This window comes from Streptomyces sp. NBC_00385, assembly GCF_035917155.1.
Classification (GTDB): Bacteria; Actinomycetota; Actinomycetes; order Streptomycetales; family Streptomycetaceae; genus Streptomyces; species Streptomyces poriferorum.
The window spans coordinates 1,299,815-1,324,827 of sequence record NZ_CP107951.1; the positions used below are offsets into that span (position 1 = coordinate 1,299,815).

Sequence of the window (25,013 nt, forward strand, 5' to 3'; positions counted from 1 at the left end):
GCACCTTCCGTGCGCAGACGATCCATGCTTTTCGCCGCAGGCGCGGCAGCCCTGAGCACCCAGCTCGGCGGCCGCGCGTTCGCCGCCACCCCGGGCAGCGGCCCGGTCCTGGACCGCGACACCCCGGTTGACCTGGACGGCAGCGAGTACGTCGATCTGTCGAACCGGACCGGCTTACTCGCCCCGCTCACCACGGGAACCATCGTCGTCACCTTCCGCACCACGAGTCACAACGAGGCGATGACGCTGCTCAGCGCCTCGGATCCCACCGCCCCCTCCTCCAACATCACGCTGAGCCTGAGCGGCGGCGCCCTTCAGTTCTCCGTACGCGAGAAGGGCGCGGTCCTTATTAACGTCATGACCAGGACACGGTACGACGACGGTCTGCGCCACACCGTCGCCGTCACGGTCGACGGGTCGGGCACCAGGCTGTCCGCCGGCGGGCGCACCGTGTTCGAGACGGCGCAGCACTCCTTCTTCGGGAACGTCTCCCGGTTGAGCGCCCTCGCGCTGGGGCGCAACACCGACAGCGACCACCCCGGCGGCGAGTGGTTCTGCACCGGCACCATCGAGCGGGCCGCCGTCTGGGACCGGGTGCTGAGCGAGTCCGAACTGGTCGCGCAGAGCCCCCGCCCCGATCTCGCCGACCTGGGCCGGATCTCCACGATCCTCAACAGCAACACCCCTGCCACCTGGGTCGTCACCGGTGACAGCATCACCCATGGCGCGCTGCACACCCATGGCCGGCGCAGCTACCCGGAGCACTGGATGGAGCGGGTGCGCTGGGAGCTGGGCAAGCCGAAGAACCGCGATTTCATGGTCGATTCCGGAGTGAGCGGCGCGACCAGCGCCGAACTGGTGGCGCGGTTCGGCGAACGGGTCACCGCCTTCTCGCCGCACGTCGTCTCCCTCATGATCGGTACGAACGACATCGCGACGGCCGGACTCGGCCTCGACGCCTACCGGGCCAATCTCGTCTCGCTCGTGCGCTCCGTACGCGCCCTGCCCGGCTCTCCGGTGCCGGTGCTCCAGTCGCCCAATCCGGTGGATCCGGCGAAGTGGCCGGGCCGGGTGAATCTCTCGCAGTACGCGCAGGTCATGGGCGAGGTCGCCGCACAGGAGAAGGCCGTCTTCGTCGACCAATACAACGACTGGCTGAGCGGCAACGGCGGCCAGGTCCCCCTGTCCCTGCTCAGCGACGGACTCCACCCCGACGAGCGGGGCCACCACCGCATCGCCCTGAAAATGATCAAGGACCTGCGGATCTACGAGGCAAGCAGCGCGGTCTGCTCCCTGAGCATCCCGTAGCCCGGGCGCCTCTCCCCCATCTCCCACCCTTCGAGAAGCCCCACCCCTTCCGAGAAGAGAGATCGTCCATGAAGAGAACCGTCCCTGTCGCCCTGCTCGGTGCCGCCCTGCTGGTGGCCACCACGACGGGCACCGCGCAGGCCGCGTCACCCGCCCCCGGCACGCTCACCTCCCAGGACCTGACCAACGTCGGAGTGGGGTCCCCCTTCTACCGCATCCCGGCCCTGACCACCTCGGTCAAGGGCACCGTGCTGGCGGCGTACGACGCCCGGCCCACGCTCGGCGACCTGCCGTCCAACATCGGTGTCGTGCTGCGGCGCAGCACCGACGGCGGCACGACCTGGCAGGCGCAGCAGGTGGTCCGCAAGGACCCCGCACCCCAGGGCTACGGGGACCCGAGCCTGCTCGTCGACCGGACGACCGGCCGCATCTTCCTGTTCTACGCGGCCGGGGTGAACCAGGGCTTCTTCGGCTCGGCCACCGGCAACGACGAGAGCGACCCGAACGTCCTGCAGGCCGACTACAGCTACTCGGACGACGACGGCCTGACCTGGACCCACCGCCGGATCACCAAGCAGGTCAAGAACCCGGCCTGGGGCGGGATGTTCGCGTCGTCCGGCGAGGGCATCCAGCTGCGCAACGGGGCGCACAAGGGCCGGTTGATCCAGCAGTACGCCATCCGCAACAACGGGGCCAACTACGCGGTCAGCGCCTACAGCGACGACCACGGCGCGACCTGGAAGACGGGCACCCCCGTCGGGCCCGGCGGTGACGAGAACAAGACCGTCGAGCTGAACGACGGCACGATCATGCTCAACAACCGCTCGGCGCCGTACCGGACGATCGCGTACTCCTCGGACGGCGGGGTCACCTATACCCCGTTCGTCCAGGACACCGAGCTCCCGGACCCGGCGAACAACGGCTCCGTCATGCGGTACGCCCCCGACGCCGCGGCTTCGGACCCGCAGTCGTCCTGGCTGCTGTTCAGCAACACCGAGGCCACGTCGCGGAAGAACCTCACGGTCAAGATGTCCTGCGACAACGGGAAGACCTGGCCGATCAAGAAGGTGGTCGACGCGGGCGCCGCGGCCTACTCGACCATGACCCGGCTGCCGGGCGGCCGGGTCGGGTTGCTGTACGAGCGCGGCAGCGTCGACCACATCACGTACGACTCGTTCGACCTGAAGTGGCTCGGCGGCACCTGCGCCGACATCACGATCACCCCGCCGGCGACCCTCAAGGCGGGCACCGCCACGGAGGTGACGGTCCGGGTCGTCAACCGGATGGACGTGACCCGCAGCGCGGGCACCGTCGACCTGACCGTGCCCAGCGGCTGGACAGCCAAGCAGACCGCGTTCCCCGCGACGAGGCCGGGTGAGGGCGCCAACGTCAAGGTCCCGGTCACCGTGCCGGCGGGCGCTTCGGGGAACGCCACGCTGACCGCCACCTACCGGGCGGACGGCAAGCAGGCCTCCGGCAGTGCGACGGTGACGGTCACTCCGTAGCCCGAAGGATGGCCCTGCGTCCAGCCGCCACGCGGCGGTTGGACGCAGGCTGCCGCCACCCCGTTCAATGGGCGCCACGCACAGTGACGGAGAGGGCGGTGGCGGACATGGCGGGAGCCGGATTACGCATCGGAGTGGTCGGCGGGAGCGTCGCCGGCTGCGCGATGGCGATCGCCGGGGTCAGGGCCGGGGCCGAGGTCACGGTGTACGAGCGCAGCGAAGGGGCGCTGGAGGACCGGGGTTTCGGCATCGTCGTCCCGCCACCGCTCCACGCGGAGCTGGTCGCGGCCGGCTATCTGGACCCCGCCATGCCGACGGCCCCGGTGCCTTCGCGCGTCTGGCTCACCCGGGAGCCGGGGCAGCCCTACGCGCGTGAACTGGCGTGCCAGGAGGCGGCGGTGACGCCCTGTCACTGGGGCCTGCTGTGGCGCACGCTGCGTGCGAACGCCGAGGGGGTGACGTATCACCGGGGCCGCCCCGTCACGGAGGTGCTGCGCCATCCGGCGGGCGGCGCGGTGATCCGTACGGCGGAGTCGGCGGAGCGGTACGACATCGTCGTCGGGGCGGACGGGCCGCGGTCCGTCACCCGGGCGGCCCTCGCCCCGCAGGTGCGACCGGTTCCGGCGGGGTACGTGGTGTGGCGCGGCACCCTGCCGCTCGGCCGGCTCACCGCACACCCGCGCGAGCTGGAACTGGTGCGGACTGCCTGGATCACGTTGGGATTCCGGGGCGGGCACGGCGTGTTCTACCGGATTCCGGGGCCGGTCGAGAGGGCCGGACTGCTGGCCTACGCCATCTACGGCCCCCCTCCCCCGCCGTCGTGGACCGGCGGGCGCGAGGAGTACGTTCGGCGCGTCGCCGAGGAGCACTTCCCGGCGGGCTGGGCCGAGATCGTGGGCCGGGGTGCGCACACCTCCCTGGCGTGCCACGACGTGGCCGACTTCCATGTGCCCCGGGTCGCGGAGCCCCCGTTCCTGCTGGCGGGCGACGCGGCGAGCATCACCCGGCCGCACACCGCGAGCGGCGCGACCAAGGCGCTGCAGGACGCGCTCTGCCTGGAACGGGTCCTGCGCGCCTCGTCGTCGGCAGCCGAGGCGCTTGCGCGGTACGCCGACGAGCGGTCGGACGAGGGCGCCCGCCTGGTCGCCCTGGGCCGGAGACTGGGGCACGCGATGGTCGAACGGACCCCTGACTGGGCGGCGATGGGCCCCACGGAGGTCGCGGAGTGGAGCCGGGCCACGCTGGACGGAGCCGGCAGTTATCTGTACGGCAGCGTCCAGCGGTAGGCGCCGGGCGTACCGGGCGGGCGCGCCCCGGTCACCGGACCGGGGCCGGTTCCAGGCGGTCGCGGATGCCGTCGAAGTGCGTCCGCATCGCCCGTACCGCCCGTACGCCGTCGGCCGCGGCGACCGCCTCGACGATCTCGCGGTGCTGGGCACAGGTGACCGACGGGTCCTGATGGCCGTCGTCGAAGTCCTCGCGGACCCGGTCCATGGCCGCCCAGAACGCGTCGAGCACCTCACTGAGCAGGTGGTTGTCCAGCGAGGCGTAGAGCGCGAGGTGGAACGCCCGGTCGGTGGAGCGCGCCACGCGGCCCGTACCCGCCTCCTCCTCCATCTTCGCGACCAGGGCGCGCAGGACGTCGAGGTCCTCGGCCGGGACGCCGGCCGCCACCGTCCCGACGAGCCCCGCCTCCAACGCCTCGCGCACCTTCATCAGCTCGGCGAGCCCGGGTTCGCCCTGGCGGTGACGGACGGCCGCGCGGAAGGCGAGGCCCTCGGCGAACGGCGACAGGGAGAGCGAGCCGACGAAGGTGCCGTAACCCCGGCGGATCTCCACGACGTTGACCGCCTGGAGCGACTTGAGCGCCTCGCGCACCGAGACCCGGCCGGCCTCGAAGAGGTCCATCAGTTCGGACTCCGTGGGCAGTGCGTCGCCCGGCGCGAGCCGTCTTTCCAGGATCAGCTCCTTGATCCGGCGCTCGATGTCCTGAGCCATGGTGGGCCGCGCCACAACGTCCTCCCGAGGTGCCGTTGCCCCTTGACCATTCCCAGGAGCATCTGTTTAAGGTGAGTCAGACATAGGACATCTTACGTCTCACGTCTCGATCCGGGTAGCCACTCAGGCCGCGGATCGTTGTCCCGATCAGCTGGAGCCTTCACCATGTCTCTGACCGCACCGTTGCGCGGCGTCGTCCCGCCGGTCTGCACCCCGCTCGACTCCCGCGGGGAGATCGACACCACGTCGCTCGTCCGCCTCGTCGAGCACCTCATCGGCGGGGGCGTGCACGGACTCTTCGCGCTCGGGTCCACCAGCGAGGTCGCCTACCTCACCGACGAACAGCGCGCCACTGTCCTGGAGACCGTCGTCAACGCGACCGACGGCCGCGTCCCCGTCCTCGCCGGCGTCATCGACACCACCACGGCCCGGGTCATCGAGCATGCCAAGTCCGCCGCCGCCCTGGGCGCCGACGCGCTGGTCGCGACCGCGCCGTTCTACACCCGCACCCACGCCAAGGAGATCGCCGGGCACTTCCGCCGGCTGCGCGCCGAAGTGGACCTGCCGCTGTTCGCGTACGACATCCCGGTCGCCGTGCACAGCAAGCTGTCCGCCGCACTGGTCCGCGAACTCGCCGAGGACGGCACCCTGGCCGGGCTCAAGGACAGCAGCGGCGACGAGGGCGGCCTGCGCCGGCTCGTCGTCGAGCTCGGTGGCCGCGAGGGCCGCGGAAGCGGCCCCGTCCCGGACTTCAGCATCCTCACCGGCTCCGAGCTGACCGTCGACGCGGCCCTGCTCGCCGGCGCCGACGGTGTCGTCCCGGGCATCGGCAACGTGGACCCGGCCGGTTACGTACGGCTCTACGAGGCCGCGCGGGCGGGCGACTGGACGCTGGCCGCCAAGGAGCAGGAGCGGCTGATCGCGTTGTTCGCCATGGTCGACGTCGGCCCCGAGGCGGACATGGGCCGCAGCTCCTCGGCGCTCGGCTCGTTCAAGTCGGCGCTCCGGCTGCTCGGCATCATCGAGTGCGGCGACACCGCGTTCCCGCAGATCCAGCTGTCCGCCGAATCCGTCGCGCTCGTCTCCGGACGGCTGCGCGACGCCGGTCTGCCGCCCGTCCGATGACCTCCTCGGCACAGCCGGCACCGGCCGCAGGGCCCGTCGTCGGCCTCGACCTCGGCGGCACGAAGATCGCCGCCGCACTCCTCGCCGCGGACGGCACGGTCCTGGCCCGGCACAGCAGGCCCACCCCGGCCCGGGAAGGCGCCGCGGCGGTGCTCGACGCACTCGCCGCGGCCGCCGCCGAGGTCGACCCCGCCCGCAGCGCGTCGGTGCTCGGCATCGCGGCGGCCGGGGTCATCGACCCCCGTACCGGCATGGTCACCAGCGCCACCGACTCCATCCGCGGCTGGGCCGGCACCCCGCTGGGCGTCGGGCTCGCCAACCGCACGGGGTATGCGGTCGCCTGCGACAACGACGTGCGCGCGACCGCCGGTCCGGAGCTCGCCGCGCTGAACGCGGAGACGGAGGGCCACGGATCGCTGCTCTTCGCCGCCATCGGCACCGGGGTCGGCGGCGCCGTCGCCGCCGACGGACGGATGCTGCACGGGTCGGCCGGCATCGCCGGGCACCTGGGCCATGTGCCCTGCCCCGAGGCGGCCGGCCTGCCCTGTACCTGTGGCGCCACCGGCCACCTGGAGGTCATCTCCTCCGGGCCCGGGATCGCCGCCCACTACGCGCGGCTGACCGGCGCCCCCGTGGACCGCCTGGAAACCGTCGCCGCGCGCGCCGCGCAGGGCGACGCCCACGCCGTCACCGCCATCACCACCGGTGCGGCCGCCGCCGGCCATGTACTCGGCGGGCTCGCCAACGCGTTCGGCCCCGACCGGGTCGTGATCGGCGGCGGGGTCCCCCGGATCGGCGCGCTCCACGAGGATGCCCTGCGCGCCGCGTTCGCCGCGGAGCTGATGGGGCCGCTGCGGGGGCTCGTCCCGCAGCCTCCGCTGCTCGGCCACGACGCGGCCGTGCTCGGCGCGGCCTCCCTCACCACCACCCTTCCCCTCCACCACCCGGGAGCTCTCCGATGACCGCGCAGGAACTGGCCACCACCCTCCAGGGCAAGCTGATCGTGTCCTGCCAGGCACCCCCCGGCGACCCGATGCGGGAGACCTCCACCCTGGTGCGGCTCGCGCTGTCGGCCGTCGCCGGTGGCGGCGCCGCGATCCGGGCCAACGATCCGGAGGTCGTCGGCGCGATCACCGCCGTCGTCGACCTGCCGGTCATCGGTCTGTGGAAGGACGGCGACACCGGGGTCTTCATCACCCCCACCGTCCGGCACGCCCTGGCGGTGGCCGGGGCGGGCGCCGCCGTGGTCGCCGCGGACGCCACCGACCGGCCGCGCCCCGACGGCTCGACGTTCGCCGAACTCGTCGAGGCGGTCCACACGGCAGGCGCGCTCGTGATGGCCGATGTGTCCACCCTCGCCGAGGGCGTCACGGCAGCGGAGCTGGGGGCGGACTTCGTCTCCACGACCCTGTCCGGCTACGTCCCCGGGACACCGAAACAGACCGGCCCCGACCTCGATCTCGTCGCGGCCCTGTCCGCCGCCATCGACGTCCCGGTGGTCGCCGAAGGCCGTATCAACACCCCCGAGGAAGCGGCCGAGGCCCTGGCACGCGGCGCCCACAGCGTCGTCGTCGGCACCGCCATCACCGCTCCCACGGCTCTGACCGCCCGCTTCGTGGCAGGCATCACCCGGCCCTGACCTGTCCCCACACGCGGGACGGCTGTTCAACTGACCGGGCACCGTCCCGCACCCTGGAGTCACCGTGCAGACCTCGACACCCCCCACGCTCCCCTGGTACCGCCAGGTCAGCCGCACCCAGTGGAAGTCGTTCTTCGCCGCCTGGATCGGCTATGTCCTCGACGGCTTCGACTTCGTGCTGATCACCCTCGTCCTGACCGAGATCAGTGACGAGTTCGGCCTGAGCACGGTGCAGGCGGCCAGCCTGATCTCCGGTGCGTTCATCACCCGCTGGCTGGGCGGCGCCGTGCTCGGCGCCATCGGCGACCGCTACGGCCGCAAGCTCTCCATGGTGCTCAGCATCCTGCTGTACTCGGTGGGCACCTTCGCCTGCGGGTTCGCATGGAACTACACCAGTCTGTTCGCCGCCCGGCTGGCCATCGGCATGGGCATGGCCGGTGAGTACAGCGCCAGCTCCACGTACGTCATGGAGAGCTGGCCCGCCGGCCTGCGCAACCGGGCCAGCGGCTTCCTGATCTCCGGCTTCTCGGTCGGCTCGGTGCTCGCCGCCCAGGTCTACAACTGGGTCGTCCCCTCGCTCGGCTGGCGCTGGATGTTCTATCTGGGCCTCGTCCCGATCGCCATCGCGCTGTGGATGCGGCGCGCGCTGCCGGAGGCGGAGGAGTGGACGGAGTCCGTCGCGGACAAGGGCGCGAAGCCCAATCCGTTCCGGCCGCTGTTCCTGACCCGGGCCCGGGCCACCGCCAACACGGTCCTCGTCGTCGTCGCCACGGTCTCGCTGTTCCTCGTCTTCACCCCGGGCGGGGCCGGCCTGGTCCCGGTGCTCTCCGTGATCGCCGGTCTCTCGCTCGCCGCGTTCGCCGTGCAGCTGGGCGGCAGGCGCGGCTGGGTGCTGTACCTGTCGATGATCGTGACGCTGTTCTTCGCGTTCCTGTACTCCTGGCCGATCCAGGCCCTCCTGCCCACGTACCTGAAGACGGAACTGGGTTACACCACGGACCAGGTCACCGACGTGCTGTACTTCGCGGGCTTCGGCACCATGGTGGGCTGCTGGGTCGCGGGCTTCCTCGGCGACCGGCTCGGCACGAAGAAGGCGTACGCGCTGACGCTGCTGGCCTCGCTCGCCTTCGTCTATCCGGTCTTCGCGGTACGAGACAACCTGATGCTGCTCGGCATCCTGCTCTTCCTGCTCCAGGCGACGAGCTTCGGCATCTCCGGGCTGCTCCCCCGCTACATCGGCGGTCACTTCCCGACCGCGAGCCGGGGTGCGGCGCTCGGCTTCACCTACAACGTGGGCGCCCTCGGCGGGGCGGTCGCCCCGGTGCTCGGGGCCCATCTCGCCTCCGGGATGGACCTGGGCCGGGCTCTGGCGGTGCTGACGTTCGCGGGCACCGTGATCGTGGTGCTACTGGTCGGCTTCGACGTACCGGCGCGGCTGAACCGGCTGACGGACCCGGACGCGGAACGGGACCACCTGGCGGCCGTGGCGCCGACACCGACGGCCGACACGCGGGTGCCGATGGACCGGTAGCCAATTCGGTGGACGGGGGCGCCGGGGCGGCCTAGCTTCCCCGGCGTGGACCTTCCCCGTGCCTTCACCATCCGCGAGAGCGGCCACCGCATTCACAACCCGTTCACCGAGGAGGATCTGGCCACCCTGGGCCGGGCCCTGCGCCTGGCTCCGGGGACCCGGATCCTCGACCTCGCCTGCGGCAGCGGCGAGCTGCTGTGCACCTGGGCACGCGATCACGGCGTGACCGGGACCGGCGTCGACATCAGCACCGCCTTCCTGGCCGCCGCCGGGGAGCGGGCGGCCGAGCTGGGCGTGGCGGACCGGGTCGGCTTCGTGCACGGCGACGCGTCCGGCCATGTCGCGCCGGAACCCGTCGACCTGGCCGCGTGCGTCGGCGCCACCTGGATCGGCGGCGGCGTGGCCGGCACGGTCCGACTGCTGGAGCGCTCGGTGCGGCCGGGGGGCCTGCTGCCGATCGGTGAGCCGTACTGGCGCCGGGAGCCGCCGGACCCGAAGGCCGTCGAGGCGTGTGGCGCGACGGCCCGGGAGGACTTCCTCGCCCTGCCGGAACTGCTCGGACACTTCGGTGAGCTGGGCTGGGACGTGGTCGAGATGGTCCTCGCCGACCAGCAGGGCTGGGACCGGTACGTCGCGGCACAGTGGCTCAGCGTCCGCCGCTGGCTCGACGAGAACCCCGGCGACGAGCTGGCCGGTGAGATGCGCGAGGAGCTGACCACGGGGCCGGCGCGGTACGTCCGCTACCAGCGCGAGTACCTGGGATGGGGCGTGTTCGCCCTGATGAAGCGCTGATGCCGCGCTGAGGTCTCGCAGCGCGGGGGCGAGGAGCTCGAGCGGATCCGGCACGACAGCTACTTCACGGAGGACGTCGGCCCCGGGGCGGAGCAGGCCGCCCCGGGCCGTCGGCAGGTTCGAGCTGTCAGACCGCGAGGCGCTCGAAGACCGCGGCGAGGCCCTGGCCGCCGCCGATGCACATGGTCTCCAGGCCGTAGCGGGCCTCGCGGCGGTGCAGTTCCCTGGTGAGGGTGGCGAGGATGCGGGCACCGGTGGCGCCGACGGGATGGCCGAGGGAGACCCCGGAGCCGTTCACGTTGATCCGCTGCTCGTGGTCCTTCTCACCGAGGCCCAGTTCACGGGTGCAGGCCAGCACCTGGGCGGCGAAGGCCTCGTTGAGCTCGATCAGGTCGAGGTCGGCCAGCGTGAGTCCGGCGCGGGCGAGCGCGGTGCGGGTGGCCGGGACGGGGCCGATGCCCATGGTGGCGGCGGGCACGCCCGCGCGCGCGAACGACACCAGCCGGACCAGCGGGGTGAGGCCCAGCCGCTCCGCGGTGGCCGCGCTCGTCACCAGGCAGGCCGCCGCCGCGTCGTTCTGGCCGCTGGCGTTGCCCGCGGTGACCGTGGCCTCCGGGTCGGACTTGCCCAGGATCGGGCGGAGCCCGGCGAGCTGTTCGGCGGTGGTGTCGGGGCGGGGGTGTTCGTCGGCGGTGACGACCGTCTCGCCCTTGCGGGTCTTCACGGTGACGGGGACGGTCTCCGCCTCGTACCGGCCCTCGGCCATGGCCCGACCGGCGCGCTGCTGCGAGCGCAGGGCCAGCGCGTCCTGGTCGGCGCGGCTGATGCCGTACGTGCGGCGGAGGTTCTCCGCCGTCTCGATCATGCCGCCGGGCACCGGGTGGTTGACGCCGCCCGCGGTGACCCGGCCGCGGGCCAGCGAGTCGTGGAGCTGGAGGCCGGGGCCCTTGATGCCCCAGCGGCCGTCGTGCGTGTAGTAGGGAGCGGCGCTCATCACGTCGACGCCGCCGGCGATCACCACGTCGCTGAACCCTGCCCTGATCTGCATCGCCGCGTCGAGGACGGCCTGGAGCCCGGAGCCGCAGCGGCGGTCGGTCTGGAGGCCGGTGACGGTCTGCGGGAGCCCGGCGTCCAGAGCCGCGACCCGGCCGATGGCGGGGGCGTCGGAGGAGGGGTAGGCATGTCCGAGGATCACCTCGTCGACCCGGTCGGGATCGATCCCCGTGCGGGCGATGACCTCGGCGATGACGCGGGCGGCGAGGGCGGCGGGCGTCTGCCCGGCGAACGCCCCGCCGAAGCGGCCGATGGGGGTACGCAGCGGTTCGCAGATCACGACATCGTTCGGGTCGGGCACAGCGGGGCCTTTCCGGGAGCGGGACAGAGTCCGGGAGCGGGGCGGAAGAAGACAAAGGTCTGACACGACCCTCGCACCCTCGACTGAGTCGGTCCAATATCCAGTTCCCCCTGATTCAAGACGCCGTGCGTCTCAATCGGCCGGGCGAGGGGTGGGCAGCGCGTCCTCCGCCACGGCGAGCACCGCGCGCAGGGCGGCCGAGGGGTTGTCCGCCCGCCAGGCCAGGGCCGCCTGCCGTCTGATCGGTGGTCCGGCGAGGGGCCGGTAGACGAGGCCGCTCTGCTGGATGTGCTGGACGGAGGTAACGGTAAGGGTCACTCCGACGCCCGCGGCGACCAGCGCCAGGATCGTGTACGAGTCGGGGGCCTCCTGCACCACCCGCGGGTTGAACCCGGCGGCCTCGCAGGCCCCGACCATCGCGTCCCGCACGGTGGAGCCGGTGTTCGCGGGGAACGAGACGAACGGCTCCCCGGCCAGCACCTCCAGCGGAACACTCTCCCGGGCGGCGAGCGGATGGTCGGAGGGCAGCGCGCACACCAGCTCCTCCTCGTCGATCACCCGGAAGGTCACGCCCGGCTGCGTCACCGGCAGCCGTACGAACCCCAGGTCCAGCGAGCCGTCCGCGACGCGGGCGAGCGCGACGTTGGCGTAGGTCTGGCCGGTCATCACGAGCTCGATCGCGGGATGGGCCGCGCGTACCGCCCGGGTCAGCCGGGGCAGCGTCTCGTGGCTGGAGGCTCCCGCGAAGCCGATGCTGACCCGCCCGTACTCGCCGCGGCCGGCCGCCTTCGCGGCCCGTACGGCGGTGTCGAGGTCCTCGATCACGGTCCGCACCGGCTGAAGAAAGGACTCCCCCGCGCTGGTCAGCCGCACCGAGCGGGTGTTGCGCTCGAAGAGCTGGACGCCCAGTTCCTTCTCCAGCTGACGGATCTGCTGGCTCAGCGGAGGCTGGGCCATCTGCAGCCGCTTGGCGGCCCGGCCGAAATGCAGTTCCTCGGCCACGGCGACGAACGCGAACAGATGGCGCAGTTCCACGCCCGCCCCCCTCGGCCCCATTGATTACTCATTCGTCTTGATCCGAGCTTAATTCGGTATTGGACACCGATCAATGACCGCTGGCACCGTGGGTCGACGCGCGCGCCCGCACACGCAGAGGAGCACCGTGGCCCCGACGGACCGGACAGACAAGTCGATGTCGATGAAGGCGGCGATCGCCGCCTTCGTCCATGACGGCGCCACCGTCTGCCTCGAAGGCTTCACACATCTCATCCCGACCGCCGCGGGTCACGAGATCATCCGTCAGGGCCGCCGCGACCTCACCGTCGTACGGATGACCGCGGACATCGTCGTGGACCAGATGATCGCCGCGGGCTGTGTGACCCGGCTGGTCTCCTCGTTCGTGGGCAACTCCTCGGCAGGATCGCTCGGTGAGCTCCGCAGGCGGGTGGAGAGCGCGGACCCGGCGCCCCTCGCCTTCGAGGAGTACAGCCACTACGGCATGATCTGCCGCTACCTCGCCGGCTCGCAGCGACTGCCGTTCTACCCGCTGCGCTCCTACGGCGGCAGCGATCTCCCGTCCGTCAACAGTGATCTGCGCAAGGTCACTTCGCCGTATCCCGGCCCGGACGGCGAGCCCGAGCAGATCTACGTCGTACCGCCCGTCAACCCGGATGTGACGATCATCCACGCCCAGCGCGCCGACCGCCGGGGCAACACCCAGATCTGGGGGCTGACGGGCGTCCAGGCCGAGGCGGTGTACGCGGCGGACAGGGCGATCGTCGTCGTGGAGGAGATCGTCGAAGACGAGGTGATCCGCTCGGATCCCAACCGCACGCTCGTCCCCGCGCACGCCGTCGACGCCGTGGTCCGCTGCCCGCGCGGGGCCCATCCCTCGTTCGCACAGGGCTACTACGACCGGGACAACGCCTTCTACCGGGCCTGGTCGCACATCAGCAAGGACCCGCAACGGCTCCAGGACTGGCTGGACGAGTGGGTGCGCGGCACGGCGGACCATGCGGAGTACGTCGACCGGCTCGGCGAGGAGTTCTGGGCGGGGCTCGCGGTGGGCGAGGCGCTCAGCGAGCCGGTCGACTACGGGCGCCGACTGTGAGCGCCTCCGGAGGAACCACCGCCACGGAACACGGGAAGGAACGGCCCATGACCCACGCCGCACCGGACACCGTCACGTCGTCCGAACTGCTCTCCGTCGTCGCCTCCCGTGAACTGGCCGCGCGCCGCACCGTGTTCGCCGGAATCGGCCTGCCGACCCTGGCCACCGAACTGGCCCATCTGACGGTCGCCCCGGACATCGAGGTGGTGTACGAGTCAGGGGTCTGCGGCGCCCACCCCGCGCAACTGCCGGAGACCATCGCCGACGCGGTCCTGATCACGGGGGCGGAGGCGGTGATCTCGATGCCCATGCTCTTCGGCTGTGTGCTCCAGGGCGGCCATATCGACGTGGGCTTCCTCGGCGCCGCGCAGATCGACCGCTGGGGCAACCTCAACACGTCGGTGATCGGCGCGTGGGACAGCCCATCGGTCCGGCTTCCCGGCTCGGGCGGCGGCGTCGAGGTGATGGCCAACTCCCGCGAGGTCTTCGTGGTGATGCGCCGTCACCACCCGCGCTCCTTCCCGGCGGAGCTCGACTTCTGCACCACTCCGGGCCCGGACCGTGCGCTCGCCGAGGGCATCCGTCCCCTGGGCGCCGGCGTCACCCGGGTCATCACCGAACTGGGCATCATGGCCCGCGAGGGCGTGGGCGAGGAACTGCGGCTGGTCGCCGTCCAGCCCGGGGTCACCGTGGAGCAGGTGCGGGCCGCGACCGGCTGGGAGCTGCGGGTCGCCGACACGGTCGACGAGGTGCCGCCCCCGACCGGGGAGGAACTGCGGCTGCTGCGCGAGGATGTCGACCCGGGCCGCGTGTACCTCCGCTGAGCCGCTCCGCCGGCTGCCCGCTACCCGCCCCATCGAGAGGACCAGGACCACCATGCGTATCAGGATCGTCGGCGCCGGAGCCATGGGCCGCGGCATCGCCCAGTGGGCGGCCACGGCCGGACACACCGTGGAGCTGTGCGACGTGCGGACGGAGGCGGTGGCGGAGGCGGCCGGTTTCGTACGGTCCATGCTGGAACGGGCCGTGCAGAAGGGCCGGATGACCGCCGAGGACGCGACCGCCGCCCTGGGCCGACTGGTCCCGCTGGACGACCCGTGGGCCGAGGGACCGGACGTCGAGCTGGCCATCGAGGCCGTGCGGGAGGACCTGGCCACCAAGACGGAGGTCTTCGGCAGGCTGGAGCGGGCGCTGCCCGCCTCCGCCGTCCTCGCGACCAACACCTCCTCGCTGTCGGTGACCCGGATCGCCGCCGAGCTGAAGGACCCGACGCGGCTGGCCGGACTGCACTTCTTCAACCCCGTCCCGCTGATGCGGATCGTCGAGGTCGTGCCCGGTGCCGCGACGCGACCCGAGATCCCGCCGCTGCTGACCGCGCTGGTGGAGAGCTGCGGGCACCGCGCCGTCACGGTCGCCGACACCCCGGGCTTCCTCGTCAACCATGCCGGGCGCGGGCTGGTGACGGAGGCACTGGCGCTGCTGGAGGAGACGGTCGCCGACCCGGCGGGCATCGACCGCATCGCGCGGGACGTGCTGGGCCTGCGTATGGGCCCGTTCGAGCTGATGGACCTGACCGGACTCGATGTGACCGCCGCCGTCATCGACTCGATCTGGGACGGCTTCCGCCACGAGGACCGGCTCCGGCCCTCGTATCTGACCCCGAACCGGGTGGCGGCCGGACTGCACGGGCGCAAGACGGGACGCGGCTGGTTCCCGTACGGCACCGAGGCCGCCGCGCCCGTACCGGAGGCCCCGGTCACCGGCGACCCGGACCGGCCGGTGCACGTCGTCGCCGCGTCCCCCGCCACCGACCATGCGGTGGCCCTCCGGGAGGCTCTGTCGGCGGCGGGCGCCACGGTGGTGACCGGCGCCGAAGTGCCTGCCGGGGCGCTGGTGCTGGTTCCGGTCTGGGGCACCACGGTCGCCTCGGCCGTGGCCGCGCACGGGCTGCCCGCGGGGCGCACCTTCGGTGTGGACCCGCTGCCGCCGGCCGGGCGCCGCCGGGTGCTGGCCGTGACTCCGGCCGTGGAGGCCGCGGCGGCACGGGATGCCCGCGCGGTGCTGGCGCGGGCCTCGGACGGCGGCGAGCCGTTCGCGGTGTCGGTGGTCCGGGACACTGCGGGTTCGGTCGCGCAGCGGCTGCTCGCGTCGATCGTGTCGGTCTCGGCGTCGATCGCGGAACGCGCGCTGGCGACACCGGGCGACATCGATCTGGCGGTGACGACCGGTCTCGGCTATCCGGTGGGCCCGCTGGCCTGGGGCGACCGGATCGGCGCGGCCCGGATGCTGGAGCTGCACCGGGCGCTGCACGCCACGACGGGCGACCCGCGCCACCGCCCGACCCGCTGGGTCACCGAACGCGCGGCGCTGGGCCTGGCGCTGACGGACCCGGGCACCTCGCCGGCGGACTGCCTGGACGGCGACGAGGAGGGCGCGGTGTGAGGGGGCGGGCCGGGTGACACGACCGATTCGTTCAAGACCGGGGACCGCCCCCCGGCCTACGGTCGGTTCATGACTCCACGACTCGACGCGATCGCCATCGTCACGGCGGACCTGGCCGCCTCGCTCGCCTTCTACCGCCGGCTCGGCCTCGACATCCCCGCCGGCGCGGAATCCGCGCCCCATGTCGAAGTGACGCTCCCGGGCGGGCAACGGCTCCTGTGGGACACCGAGGACGTCGTCCGCTCCTTCGACCCGGAGTGGTCCGGCCCGAACGGCGGCGAACGGCTCGGGCTCGCGTTCCTCTGCGACGACCCGGCGGAGGTCGACGCCGTCTACGCCGAGCTGACCGGCGCCGGATACCGCGGCCATCTGAAGCCCTGGGACGCGGAATGGGGACAGCGGTACGCGGTGGTCCTGGACCCGGACGGCTGCGCGGTGTCGCTGTTCGCCGCGGCCGCCTCCTGAGACGCGGTACTCGGTCCGCCCGGCAACCGCCGGAGCAGGAAGGCACATTGCTCCGGCGGACAGGCTCCCACTGCGGTGTCAGTGGGCCGTGCGACGATCCGGAGCATGATCGCCTCGCTCGACACCCTGCTGCCGACCGCCGGGACGCACGTCTCGACCACCTACGCCGACTGGGCGGCCGCCCACGATCCGGCCGCGGCCGTGGCCGCGCGCGAGGTGATCGCGGACATGGGTGCGGAGCTCAACCGCTCCTGGACCAAACCCGGGCGATTCGTCGACTCGATGGCCGCGCGGGCCCGGCGGCTGCCGCCCGCGCATCTGCCGTGGTTCTGGGACACCGTGGGTCATCGGCTGCTCGGATACGGGAGCCGGCCCGGCGGGCGGGCCTATGGGGCGGCGCGGGCGGCCGAGGCCGAGCACGGACTGCCGGTGGACCCCGGCTACCGGCGGGCCAACGCCCTGCTGTTCGCCGCGGGCGGAGCCATGCCGGCCAAGGAGTTCGGGGCTCATCAGCGCTTCCTCACCGAGACCCTGGAGCCTGCCTCGGCCCACACGGCGCTGGACGCGTTCCTGACCGCCTGGGCCCGCTCACCGGCAGATCTGCCCGCTGATCTGGTGCGCCGGATACGGGCCTCCGCCAAGGCGGCCGGGCACGGGGACGACGAGGCGGCCCGGCTGGTCGGCGCGATCCTGTCGGTCACCCGGAAGAAGTCGGTGCCGGACGCACTGCTGACCGCCGCCGGCCCGGTCCTGGCCGCCCACCCTCCGGCGGCCCCCGTCGCGGCCGGCCTGGTGGAGGTCTTTCCGGACGGGGTCACCGACGGCGGGGCGTGGCTGCGGATGCTGATCGGCTGCGGCGCGGCGGAGACGATGGAGACCGGGCAGCTGGTCCCGGACGGCGGGCTGCACCACTGGGTCGGGCACTTCGTCCACATGTACCAGTACGCGAAGCAGTCCGGCGGCGGGGTCGGCAGGCAGCAGCTCCCGCCCGAATTCCTCGATCTGGTGGGCCGGTTGGGGCCGCGGCTGCGGGCGACGGGCGCGCCGGTGACCCTGCACACCACCCAGCACCACTACCAGGGCTTCGACGCGGACGTGCTGGACGCCTGTCTGGCGGCCGGGGTCGCCGTCGTCGCGGCGGGACCGGACCTGCGGATGCGCTTCTGGGGCGAGCGGTCCCGGCGGGATCTTTCGGCGCTGGCCGCCGATCCGGTGTTCGGCCCCCGGCTGGAGGGGACGGTGCACGCGGATCTGCTGCCCGACCAGTTCCTGGCACGCAAGCGCCGGCCCGGATCGGCGGTGACGCTGCTGCCCGGCAACGAGGGCATCGCCGAACAGGTGGCCGGGCGGGCAGGCAAGCTCGTCGACACGATCGGGAGCGGCGGCACGGCGGGCGCCGAAGAAGCGGTGACCGAGCTGGAGACCCTGCTGGACCGGCCGACGGTGGCGGCGCTCGGCGGGATCGCCGGCGCGCTGGCCGGGGTGTCCGCCGCGGGTGCGCTGCGGCGCTCGCTGGTGGCCGGTCTACCGGAGGAACTGGCCTGGCCCGCCCTGGAGTCGGTGTACGCGCGGTTCGCCGTGGACGCCGCTCACGGCGGGCCGGCGGACGAGGTGCTGCCGGGGGTGGCCGGTGTGACGTCCACCTGGCCGGTGCTGACGGTGTTCGGGCGGGGCCGGGCGGTCGCCGTGGCCCCGGACGGGGTGCGCGGATCCTGCCGGTTCACGGTGCCCGAGGACGCGACCATCTTCGCCGTCCACTACGTGGGCGGTTCGTTCCTGGTGAGCTGGACCCTCGCGGCGAGCCCCTACCACTGCGACACCGCCGTCTGGGCCGACCGCCCCGACGAGCCGTTCGCACCGGACGAGGTGGGGGGTCTGGTCCCGTTCGGCGGCAGTCTGGACGGCGCCTACGGCTTCCAGTTCGAGACCGCCGACGGGGGCGGGCGGCACGGCGGCCGGCAGGTGCTGCGCCCCGGCGGCCGGGAAGGCATCGACCGGGACGAGTTGCAGCTGGGGGACGGCTCCCGGATCTGGACCAACGCCGTGTTCGGGGGGCGGCCGTGGGAGGTCGTGGACCCGGTCGGCGGGGAGCCGCGAGGGGCGACGGCCCTGCCGGGGTTCCCGGGCCGCGCCCCGGGTGACGACCCTGCGGCGGACCCCTCCGAGGCGGGCATGGCCCTGGCCTCGGAGGCCCTGCAACTGGCGCCGCTGCCCACCGGCCTGACCGGCTCCCCGCTGGGCAGCAGGGACGGGCTGGTCGGAACCCGGGTGCTGTTCCGCACCCGCCACCGCGCCCACGCGCCCGACCACTTCCTCGTGGAGAGTGTGGACGGGCGCACCGCCCGGTTCGACATCGACCGGCCGGGACAGGAGCCCTGGGGCCTGTGGGCGGCCCCGGAGGGCGCGGTGGAGGATGTGGTCCTCGCCGAGGCGAAGACCCCGACGGGGGTGCGCGCGTACACCGCCGACGGCTCCTTGCTGTGGGAGCTGGACGGTCACCGTTCGCCGCGGCACCCGCGGGTGAAGCCGGCCCGGGAGGTCACCGTTTCGGGCGGCGTGGCCCTGCCGCCCGCCTTCTGGTATCTGCTGCGGACCCGGGACCGTGCCGGGTCCCGCGCGTTGCGGGCCGTGGGACGGCAGACGGCGGACACCCTGCTGGCGGCCGCGCCCGGCGGCACTAAAGCGGTGCGCGCGGCGGTGGCCCGGGAGCTGCCGGAGATCACCGACCCGGTACTGGCCGAGGCCGTCGTGGCGGTGGCCCAACGGGCCGCCCGCGTCGAGGAGCGGCGACGAGCCCTGCACCGGCGCGTCGGTCTGCTCGCCGGGGCGCCGCCGGCGCTGCCGCGCCGGGGCGCCCTCGACACGGAGTTGCTGCCCGCGCTGTACGGGCTGGTCGCGGACGGGGAGCGCGCCGGAAGGCAGCCGGCCCCGGAGGTGGCCCTTCCTGCGACGCTGACCGCGCTCGCCGCCGACGGCGCCTGCCTGGCCGGGACGATCGCGGAGGAGGTACGGCGACTCTCTCCGCCGGCGCCCCCGCACGACTGGTCTCAGCTGCTGGGCGCGATCGACGCCGCGGCGTGGCGGGCGGCGGTGGCGCCGACCCCGGACCGGGAACGGGCGGCTTTGCTGGCGCTCCTGGACACCTGGGCCGGCCAGCCGTTCGCCCGTGCGGGCAGCCGGTGGTGGGTGGGCGGCGCGCCGGACGCACAGGCCCTGGAGGGGCTGCGTGCGCGGGGGACGGCCGTGGTGTCCGCCGCGGTGCGGGGCGGGGACTCCCCGTGCTGGTTCGTGACGCCCGCCGCCGCCGACGACCCGGACGACGGCCCGGTGCCCGGCACGCGGGTACGGCAGGTCCGGGTGGAGCGTGACGATGCCGCCCGGCTGCGGGCCCTGGTCGCGGCGGTGGACGCGCACGGGCCGGTCGCGGTCCCGGAGTCGGCCGCCGCGCGCTTCGCCGAGCTGACCGGTGTACGCCGGGCCGTGGCCCGGCTCGTGGTGGCCGGACTGGTCGGCCGGTCCGGCCGCGACGAGGACCGTGCCCTGGTGCGCAAGGCCCCGTACCGGGCGACCCCGATGACGGCCGAGTCGTACGACGGACTGCGTGCGCGGCTCGGCGAGGCCGGCCGCCGCGCCGTCCTGGCCGCCGCGCTGCCCGACGACCCGGCCGGGCTGTGGCAGCCGGGCGGCGTCGAGGCTGCGGTGGAACGGATGGCCGCGATGTGGCGGGAGCTCGTCGGTACGCAGCCCGTCGTGCACGACGAGGCGGCCGACGCGCTGGAGGCGGACCTGGGGCTCGGCGACGTGTGGGCCCGCCGGCTCGCGGGCGGGTACGGGGCCGCCGCCGACGCGACCGTGGAGACGGCCGGCTGGGAGCTGGCGGCGACCCCGTACGGCATCGGTGTGGAGGTCCGCGCCGTGGAGCCGGCCGGGTCCGGGCTGCCCTACGGCACCCCGGTGGGTCTGCCGCTCGGCCGGATCGCGCGTGCGCTGGTGTGGGCGTGGACGGACCGTCCCGTCGGCGATCCCGCGGTGGCCGGCGCGATGGCCCTGTACGAGCGGCTGCGGGCCGAGTTGTCGCGTCCGGAACTCCTGCTGGCGCTGCCCGGCGGGCGGGTCAAGGACACCTCGGCACGGATCGCCGAACGGTTCGGACCGGAGCGGCTGCCGGTGGCGATGGACCGCCGCAAGGAGACGGGCGAGGTTCCGGTGACCGCGTACGACTCCGGGCCCCTGGTCGTGTGCGCGCCGGGCGGTGCGTCCTTCATCCGGCCCGCGGCGGTCGCCGCCCCCGGGGTGTGGCAGCGGGTTCGGGAGGTCACCGACCTGGCCGGGGAACTGGACCGGGTGGCACCCCTGCTGGCCGGCGGCGGCCTGGACCGGATGATGACCAGGTCACGCTCCGGAGCGGTGCCGGCCGGGGCGTACGAGGCGGATCCGGGGCAGTCCTGCCCGGAACTGGTCGCACGGGCCGCCGGCGGACTCGGCGTCGGCCCGGACGCCGCGGCGCTGTACCTCCAGCTGGCGGCCCTGGCCACGCCCACGGACCGGAACGTGCGGCGGTGGAACGGCTGGACGGCGAAGCGGCACGCCGGGGCCCGGGCGGAGCTGCTCGCCACGGGTGCGGTGGTGGAGGCGAAGCGGGCCAGGGCGGGCCGGACCCTCTTCCTGCCCGGGGAGTGGTCCGGTCTCAAGGCCCCGCATCTGCCGTTGGAGACCGCGAAGCTGGCGCCGTACCGGGTACGTCCGCTGTGGGGCAGCGAGATCCACGCCCCGTTCGGCCGGATCCTGCCGACGGCGCCCCTGCACGAGATGTTCGAGGACGCCTGGGCGCGGACGGCGGGCGAGCGCGGCGGTGACAGGCGCTAAGACCCGGCGAAGTACTCGGTCAGGGTGGTGCCGCCCAGTTCGCGCATCTCCCGGGCGAGGTGTGCCTGGTCGGCGCATCCCGCCAGGAGCGCGGCCTCGGCGTACGGCGTCCCCGTCCGGACGAGTGCCAGTGCCCGCTGCAGCCGCAGGACCCGGGCGAGCGTCTTGGGGCCGTAGCCGAAGGCGGCCAGCGAGCGGCGGTGGAGCTGACGGGCGCCGAGGCCCACCGTCCGCGCGGTCTGCGCGACGGTGCGGCCGCTGTCCAGTTGCGCGGCGACGGCCCGCATCGCCGGGTCCGGCGGCCGGGTGGCCGCGGCCCGGCGCACGGCGATGTCCTCCAGCGCGGCGGCCGGATCGGCGGCGCAGGCGACCCGCTCGGTGAGCTCCCGGACCAGGGCCGACGGCCACAGGTCGGCCAGGGCGACGCGGCGGTCCCGCAGTTCGTGCGCCTCCACGCCCAGCAGGGCGGGCGCCGTGCCGGGGGCGAAGCGGATGCCCGCGTAGCTGCCGCCGTCCGCTCCGGAGGGGGCTTCCGCACGGGTGTCCGGGCCCGCGACGAGGAGCCTGCCGCCGATCCGGAGCAGGTCCATGCAGCCGTCGGGGAGCACCGGGTGGGACGATCCCCGCGGCACGGTCAGGGTCCAGACCTTCGCACCGTCCACCCGTGACACGCGCTCTTCGTAACGGTCGCTCATGGCACCAGTGTCGTCGACCGACGGGGTGGGGTCCGGGTCCGGGTTCGGGGTGAAGATCACCGCCGAGGCCGGGGCGTGATCGCGAAGAGCCCCTGGAGGGCTGTCCGACGGTCAAGCTGTCGTGGTCGCCGGGGTCGTCCGCCGAGGCTCCCCCGCCCCCTCGCCCGCAGCCGCCGTACCGCAGCTCACTCGCCGTGCGGCTCCGGCTTGTCCGCTTCCTTCTCGCGGCTCGGCTGCAGCCGCGACTTCACGTCGTCCGGCGGCAGGAACCGCGACCAGCGCTCGGGGAACTCGGACGGCATGTACGGGCTGTCTCCGTCGTCCCCGTCCCCTTCGTCGTCCCAGTCCCCGTACCGGCTCTCCGCCTGGGTACGGGCCACGAACTCGGCGGCCTGGGCCGCGCGCACCCGGTCGTTGGCCGCACGGGCCGCCGCCGTCGCCACCGAGGGCCACACCCGGTCGATGGCCGCGTTGACCGCAGCGCCCACCAGCACCGCGAACGCGGAGATGCCGATCCACAGCAGGACCGCGATGGGGGCGGCCAGGGACCCGTAGATCGTGGGCCCCTCGACCGTGCTGGTGAGGTAGATCCGCAGCAGGAAGCTGCCGAGCACCCACATCGCCAGTGCCATCAGGGCGCCCGGCATGTCCTCGATCCACGGCGAGCGGACGGGGACGGACACGTGGTAGAGCGTCGTCAGGAAGGCGATGGACAGCAGTATCACCAGCGGCCAGTACAGGACGCTTATGACCTCGGTGCCCCAGGGGATCAACTCCACGACCCGGTCGGGACCGACCACCAGAAGCGGCAGCACGACCGCACCCAGCAGCAGCGCCACCACGTACAGCAGGAAGGCGAGCATCCGGGTCTTGACGATGCCGCGCTGGCCGTCGAGCCCGTACATGACGGTGATCGTGTCGATGAACACGTTGACCGCGCGGGAGCCGGACCAGAGGGCGATCGCGAAGCCGATCGAGATGACATCGGGCCGGGCCCCGGTGGTGACGTCCGCCAGGAGCGGTTTCGCGAAGTCGTTGACACCGCGCTCGGACAGCACCGTATGGGCGGCGCTCAGGATGTTGCGCTCGATGGAGGCGACCGTCGCGGTGCTGGTCCACTCGTCGACGTACCCGAGCAGGCCGATGAGTCCGAGGAGCAGCGGGGGCAGGGACAGCAGGGTGAAGAACGCCGCCTCGGCGGCGAGTCCCAGAATGCGGTACTCCATGCACGAGTTGACGGTGTCCTTCAGCAACTGCCAGGCCAGTTGCCGCTTGGACACGTTGCGGTAGAGCACTCTGGCCCGGTGGAGCCGGCCCGGTGGCCGCTCGGGTGTTTCATTTGCTGCCTGCACGTCCTTACCGTATCGGCATGGCAGCCACCACCCACACAGTGTCCAACCAGGCCCCTCCCCTCCTCGGCTACGACGTCTTCGGCGCGGACCGGGTCCTCACCGAAGCCGTGGAACGGCACCTCCCGGCCGACCTGCTCGACGATGCGCGCGGCGGTCTCGCCGAGCTCGGCAGGTCCGCCGGATCCGCCCAGGCAGCGGAGTGGGGGGCACAGGCCAACGAGAATCCGCCGAGGCTGCGCACCCATGACCGCTACGGGAACCGCGTCGACGAGGTGGAGTTCCATCCGGCCTGGCACCGGCTGCTCGGCCACGCCGTCACCGCCGGTCTGACCGACGCCTGGGACCGGCCGGGCGGGCATGTGCGCCGGACCGCCGGCTTCCTGGTGTGGACGCAGGCCGAGGCGGGGCACGGCTGCCCGCTCTCCATGACGCACGCGGCGGTGCCCGCGCTGCGGACCGATCCGGCGGTGGCGGCGGAGTGGGAGCCGCTGCTGACCTCGCGTGTGTACGAGGAGGAGCTGCGGCCGGCCGGGCAGAAGGCCGGGGCGCTCCTCGGGATGGGCATGACGGAGAAGCAGGGCGGCACGGACGTGCGGTCCAACACGACGCGCGCCGAGCCCCTGTCCGGTGAGGGGGAGTACCTGCTCACCGGGCACAAGTGGTTCTGCTCGGCTCCGATGTCCGACGGGTTCCTGGTGCTGGCGCAGGCCCCCGGCGGCCTGACGTGTTTCCTGCTGCCCCGGGTGCTGCCCGACGGCACGCGCAACGTGTTCGCGATCCAGCGGCTCAAGGACAAGCTGGGCAACCGGTCCAACGCCTCGGCCGAGGTCGAGTTCGACGGTACGTGGGTGCGCCGGATCGGTGAGGAGGGGCGCGGGGTGCGCACCATCATCGACATGGTGGCGGCGACCCGGCTGGACTGTGTGACCGGTTCCGCGGCGCTGATGCGGCAGGCTGTGGCGCAGGCGGTCCACCACTCCACGTACCGCAGCGCGTTCGGCGGGCTGCTGGTCGACAAGCCGCTGATGCGTAATGTGCTGGCCGATCTGGCGCTGGAGTCGGAGGCGGCGACGGTGCTGGCGATGCGTCTCGCGGCGGCGTACGACGCCGGGACCGAGAGCGAGTCGGCGTTCCTGCGCATCGCGGTGCCGGCGGCGAAGTACTGGGTGACGAAGCGGTGCGCCCCGCTGGTCGCGGAGGCGCTGGAGTGCCTGGGCGGCAACGGCTACGTGGAGGAGTCGGGGATGCCCCGGCTGCTGCGCGAGGCGCCGCTCAACTCGATCTGGGAGGGCTCGGGGAACGTACAGGCGCTGGATGTGCTGCGTGCGCTGCAGCGTGAGCCGCTGGCGCTGAACGCGTTCCTCCAGGAGGTCGGGCGGGCGCGGGGCGCCGACCACCGGCTCGACCGGGCGATCAGGGACCTGCTCACCGAGCTCGCCGATCTGCAGGGCATCGAGGCGCGGGCCCGCCGGCTCGTGGAGCGGATGGCGCTGGTGCTGCAGGGTTCGCTGCTGGTGCGCTGGGCCCCGTCGGAGGTCGCCGACGCGTTCTGCGCGTCACGTCTGGGCGGGGAGTGGGGTTCGGCGTTCGGAACGCTGCCGCACACCCTGGACCTGGCGTCGGTCGTGGAACGGGCCCGGCCCGTGGAGCGCTGATCCGGGCGGGGCAGCAACAGGGGGTGGTGCTGCGCCGACACGGCACCACCCCCCATGCTGTACACACCGGACTTCGGGGCCGAAACCCCACCGTGCGGTGTACCGCCACTCTCGTACGGCAGGGGGGCCCTCGCCAGAGTTGCAGAGGGTTGCAACCATTGTGTGGAGTTGCGACA

19 protein-coding genes are annotated in these 25,013 nt (G+C 73.3%); 14 read left to right on the top strand and 5 right to left on the bottom strand.

Features of this window, described 5'->3' with window-relative positions; all coding sequences use genetic code 11:
- Positions 1–9 precede the first annotated feature (9 nt).
- The 3 genes from OG959_RS05665 (at position 10) to OG959_RS05675 (ending at position 4,099) form a co-directional block, all read left to right on the top strand.
- Positions 10–1,308, top strand: a complete 1,299-nt coding sequence (locus tag OG959_RS05665; RefSeq protein ID WP_326657014.1) for a GDSL-type esterase/lipase family protein — start codon at positions 10–12, stop codon at positions 1,306–1,308.
- A gap of 68 nt (positions 1,309–1,376) precedes the next feature.
- Positions 1,377–2,813, top strand: coding sequence for an exo-alpha-sialidase (locus OG959_RS05670; RefSeq protein ID WP_326657015.1), 1,437 nt, complete (start codon positions 1,377–1,379; stop codon positions 2,811–2,813).
- A 107-nt stretch (positions 2,814–2,920) separates the two neighbouring features.
- Entirely contained in the window at positions 2,921–4,099 is a 1,179-nt protein-coding gene (locus OG959_RS05675; RefSeq protein ID WP_326666227.1) for an FAD-dependent monooxygenase, read from the top strand.
- 31 nt (positions 4,100–4,130) lie between these two features.
- Here the strand turns inward: OG959_RS05675 and OG959_RS05680 are convergent, their stop codons facing one another.
- Positions 4,131–4,826, bottom strand: a complete 696-nt coding sequence (locus OG959_RS05680; RefSeq protein WP_326657016.1) for a FadR/GntR family transcriptional regulator — start codon at positions 4,824–4,826, stop codon at positions 4,131–4,133.
- A gap of 150 nt (positions 4,827–4,976) precedes the next feature.
- On the opposite strand from OG959_RS05680, the gene OG959_RS05685 reads away from it, so the two are divergent.
- From OG959_RS05685 to OG959_RS05705, 5 genes are all read left to right on the top strand, one after another.
- The gene (locus OG959_RS05685) at positions 4,977–5,936 is read left to right on the top strand and encodes a dihydrodipicolinate synthase family protein (RefSeq protein WP_326657017.1); all 960 of its coding nucleotides are present in this window, start codon (positions 4,977–4,979) and stop codon (positions 5,934–5,936) included.
- Positions 5,933–6,898, top strand: coding sequence for an ROK family protein (locus tag OG959_RS05690; RefSeq protein WP_326657018.1), 966 nt, complete (start codon positions 5,933–5,935; stop codon positions 6,896–6,898). Before OG959_RS05685 ends, OG959_RS05690 begins: the two co-directional genes overlap by 4 nt.
- The gene (locus tag OG959_RS05695) at positions 6,895–7,575 is read left to right on the top strand and encodes an N-acetylmannosamine-6-phosphate 2-epimerase (protein ID WP_326657019.1); all 681 of its coding nucleotides are present in this window, start codon (positions 6,895–6,897) and stop codon (positions 7,573–7,575) included. Before OG959_RS05690 ends, OG959_RS05695 begins: the two co-directional genes overlap by 4 nt.
- Positions 7,576–7,639: 64 nt before the next feature.
- Positions 7,640–9,106: a sialate:H+ symport family MFS transporter gene (locus OG959_RS05700; protein ID WP_326657020.1), complete on the top strand. Its 1,467-nt coding sequence runs from the start codon at positions 7,640–7,642 to the stop codon at positions 9,104–9,106.
- Positions 9,107–9,151: 45 nt separating this feature from the next.
- Positions 9,152–9,898 carry an SAM-dependent methyltransferase gene (locus tag OG959_RS05705; RefSeq protein WP_326657021.1) on the top strand — a complete coding sequence of 249 codons (747 nt, stop codon included), beginning with the start codon at positions 9,152–9,154 and terminating at the stop codon, positions 9,896–9,898.
- Between the two features lie 127 nt (positions 9,899–10,025).
- Here OG959_RS05705 and OG959_RS05710 read toward each other — a convergent pair whose 3' ends face one another.
- Both OG959_RS05710 and OG959_RS05715 read right to left on the bottom strand, forming a co-directional pair.
- A complete protein-coding gene (locus OG959_RS05710) occupies positions 10,026–11,252 on the bottom strand; it encodes an acetyl-CoA C-acetyltransferase (protein ID WP_326657023.1) in 1,227 nt (408 codons plus the stop codon).
- Between the two features lie 132 nt (positions 11,253–11,384).
- Complete coding sequence (locus tag OG959_RS05715) at positions 11,385–12,287, bottom strand: LysR family transcriptional regulator (RefSeq protein WP_326666230.1); 903 nt, start codon at positions 12,285–12,287, stop codon at positions 11,385–11,387.
- Between the two features lie 157 nt (positions 12,288–12,444).
- On the opposite strand from OG959_RS05715, the gene OG959_RS05720 reads away from it, so the two are divergent.
- The 5 genes from OG959_RS05720 to OG959_RS05740 all read left to right on the top strand — a co-directional run bounded on the left by OG959_RS05720 (position 12,445) and on the right by OG959_RS05740 (position 21,135).
- Positions 12,445–13,362 (top strand): CoA transferase subunit A, encoded by a 918-nt coding sequence (locus tag OG959_RS05720; protein WP_326666232.1) that lies wholly within the window; start codon positions 12,445–12,447, stop codon positions 13,360–13,362.
- Positions 13,363–13,409: 47 nt separating this feature from the next.
- On the top strand, positions 13,410–14,186 hold the full coding sequence (locus tag OG959_RS05725) for a CoA-transferase subunit beta (protein WP_326657024.1): 777 nt from the start codon (positions 13,410–13,412) through the stop codon (positions 14,184–14,186).
- A 52-nt stretch (positions 14,187–14,238) separates the two neighbouring features.
- Positions 14,239–15,804, top strand: coding sequence for a 3-hydroxyacyl-CoA dehydrogenase (locus tag OG959_RS05730; RefSeq protein ID WP_326657025.1), 1,566 nt, complete (start codon positions 14,239–14,241; stop codon positions 15,802–15,804).
- Positions 15,805–15,873: 69 nt separating this feature from the next.
- On the top strand, positions 15,874–16,269 hold the full coding sequence (locus tag OG959_RS05735; protein WP_326657026.1) for a VOC family protein: 396 nt from the start codon (positions 15,874–15,876) through the stop codon (positions 16,267–16,269).
- Positions 16,270–16,374: 105 nt separating this feature from the next.
- On the top strand, positions 16,375–21,135 hold the full coding sequence (locus OG959_RS05740) for a hypothetical protein (protein ID WP_326657027.1): 4,761 nt from the start codon (positions 16,375–16,377) through the stop codon (positions 21,133–21,135).
- Here the strand turns inward: OG959_RS05740 and OG959_RS05745 are convergent.
- Positions 21,132–21,830, bottom strand: coding sequence for a helix-turn-helix domain-containing protein (locus OG959_RS05745; protein ID WP_326657029.1), 699 nt, complete (start codon positions 21,828–21,830; stop codon positions 21,132–21,134). The genes OG959_RS05740 and OG959_RS05745 overlap by 4 nt on opposite strands.
- Before the next feature lie 185 nt (positions 21,831–22,015).
- Positions 22,016–23,125, bottom strand: a complete 1,110-nt coding sequence (locus OG959_RS05750; RefSeq protein ID WP_326666234.1) for a YihY/virulence factor BrkB family protein — start codon at positions 23,123–23,125, stop codon at positions 22,016–22,018.
- A gap of 74 nt (positions 23,126–23,199) precedes the next feature.
- Here OG959_RS05750 and OG959_RS05755 point away from each other — a divergent pair, with 74 nt between their 5' ends.
- Positions 23,200–24,837: an acyl-CoA dehydrogenase family protein gene (locus OG959_RS05755; protein WP_326657030.1), complete on the top strand. Its 1,638-nt coding sequence runs from the start codon at positions 23,200–23,202 to the stop codon at positions 24,835–24,837.
- The last annotated feature ends 176 nt before the right edge of the window (positions 24,838–25,013 follow it).

Coding starts and splice junctions, on each gene's coding strand:
- OG959_RS05670 (WP_326657015.1), top strand. CDS start 1,377: ATGAAGAGAACCGTCCCTGTCGCCCTGCTCGGTGCCGCCCTGCTGGTG.
- OG959_RS05675 (WP_326666227.1), top strand. CDS start 2,921: ATGGCGGGAGCCGGATTACGCATCGGAGTGGTCGGCGGGAGCGTCGCC.
- OG959_RS05685 (WP_326657017.1), top strand. CDS start 4,977: ATGTCTCTGACCGCACCGTTGCGCGGCGTCGTCCCGCCGGTCTGCACC.
- OG959_RS05690 (WP_326657018.1), top strand. CDS start 5,933: ATGACCTCCTCGGCACAGCCGGCACCGGCCGCAGGGCCCGTCGTCGGC.
- OG959_RS05695 (WP_326657019.1), top strand. CDS start 6,895: ATGACCGCGCAGGAACTGGCCACCACCCTCCAGGGCAAGCTGATCGTG.
- OG959_RS05720 (WP_326666232.1), top strand. CDS start 12,445: ATGTCGATGAAGGCGGCGATCGCCGCCTTCGTCCATGACGGCGCCACC.
- OG959_RS05725 (WP_326657024.1), top strand. CDS start 13,410: ATGACCCACGCCGCACCGGACACCGTCACGTCGTCCGAACTGCTCTCC.
- OG959_RS05730 (WP_326657025.1), top strand. CDS start 14,239: ATGCGTATCAGGATCGTCGGCGCCGGAGCCATGGGCCGCGGCATCGCC.
- OG959_RS05735 (WP_326657026.1), top strand. CDS start 15,874: ATGACTCCACGACTCGACGCGATCGCCATCGTCACGGCGGACCTGGCC.
- OG959_RS05740 (WP_326657027.1), top strand. CDS start 16,375: ATGATCGCCTCGCTCGACACCCTGCTGCCGACCGCCGGGACGCACGTC.
- OG959_RS05745 (WP_326657029.1), bottom strand. CDS start 21,830: ATGAGCGACCGTTACGAAGAGCGCGTGTCACGGGTGGACGGTGCGAAG.
- OG959_RS05755 (WP_326657030.1), top strand. CDS start 23,200: ATGGCAGCCACCACCCACACAGTGTCCAACCAGGCCCCTCCCCTCCTC.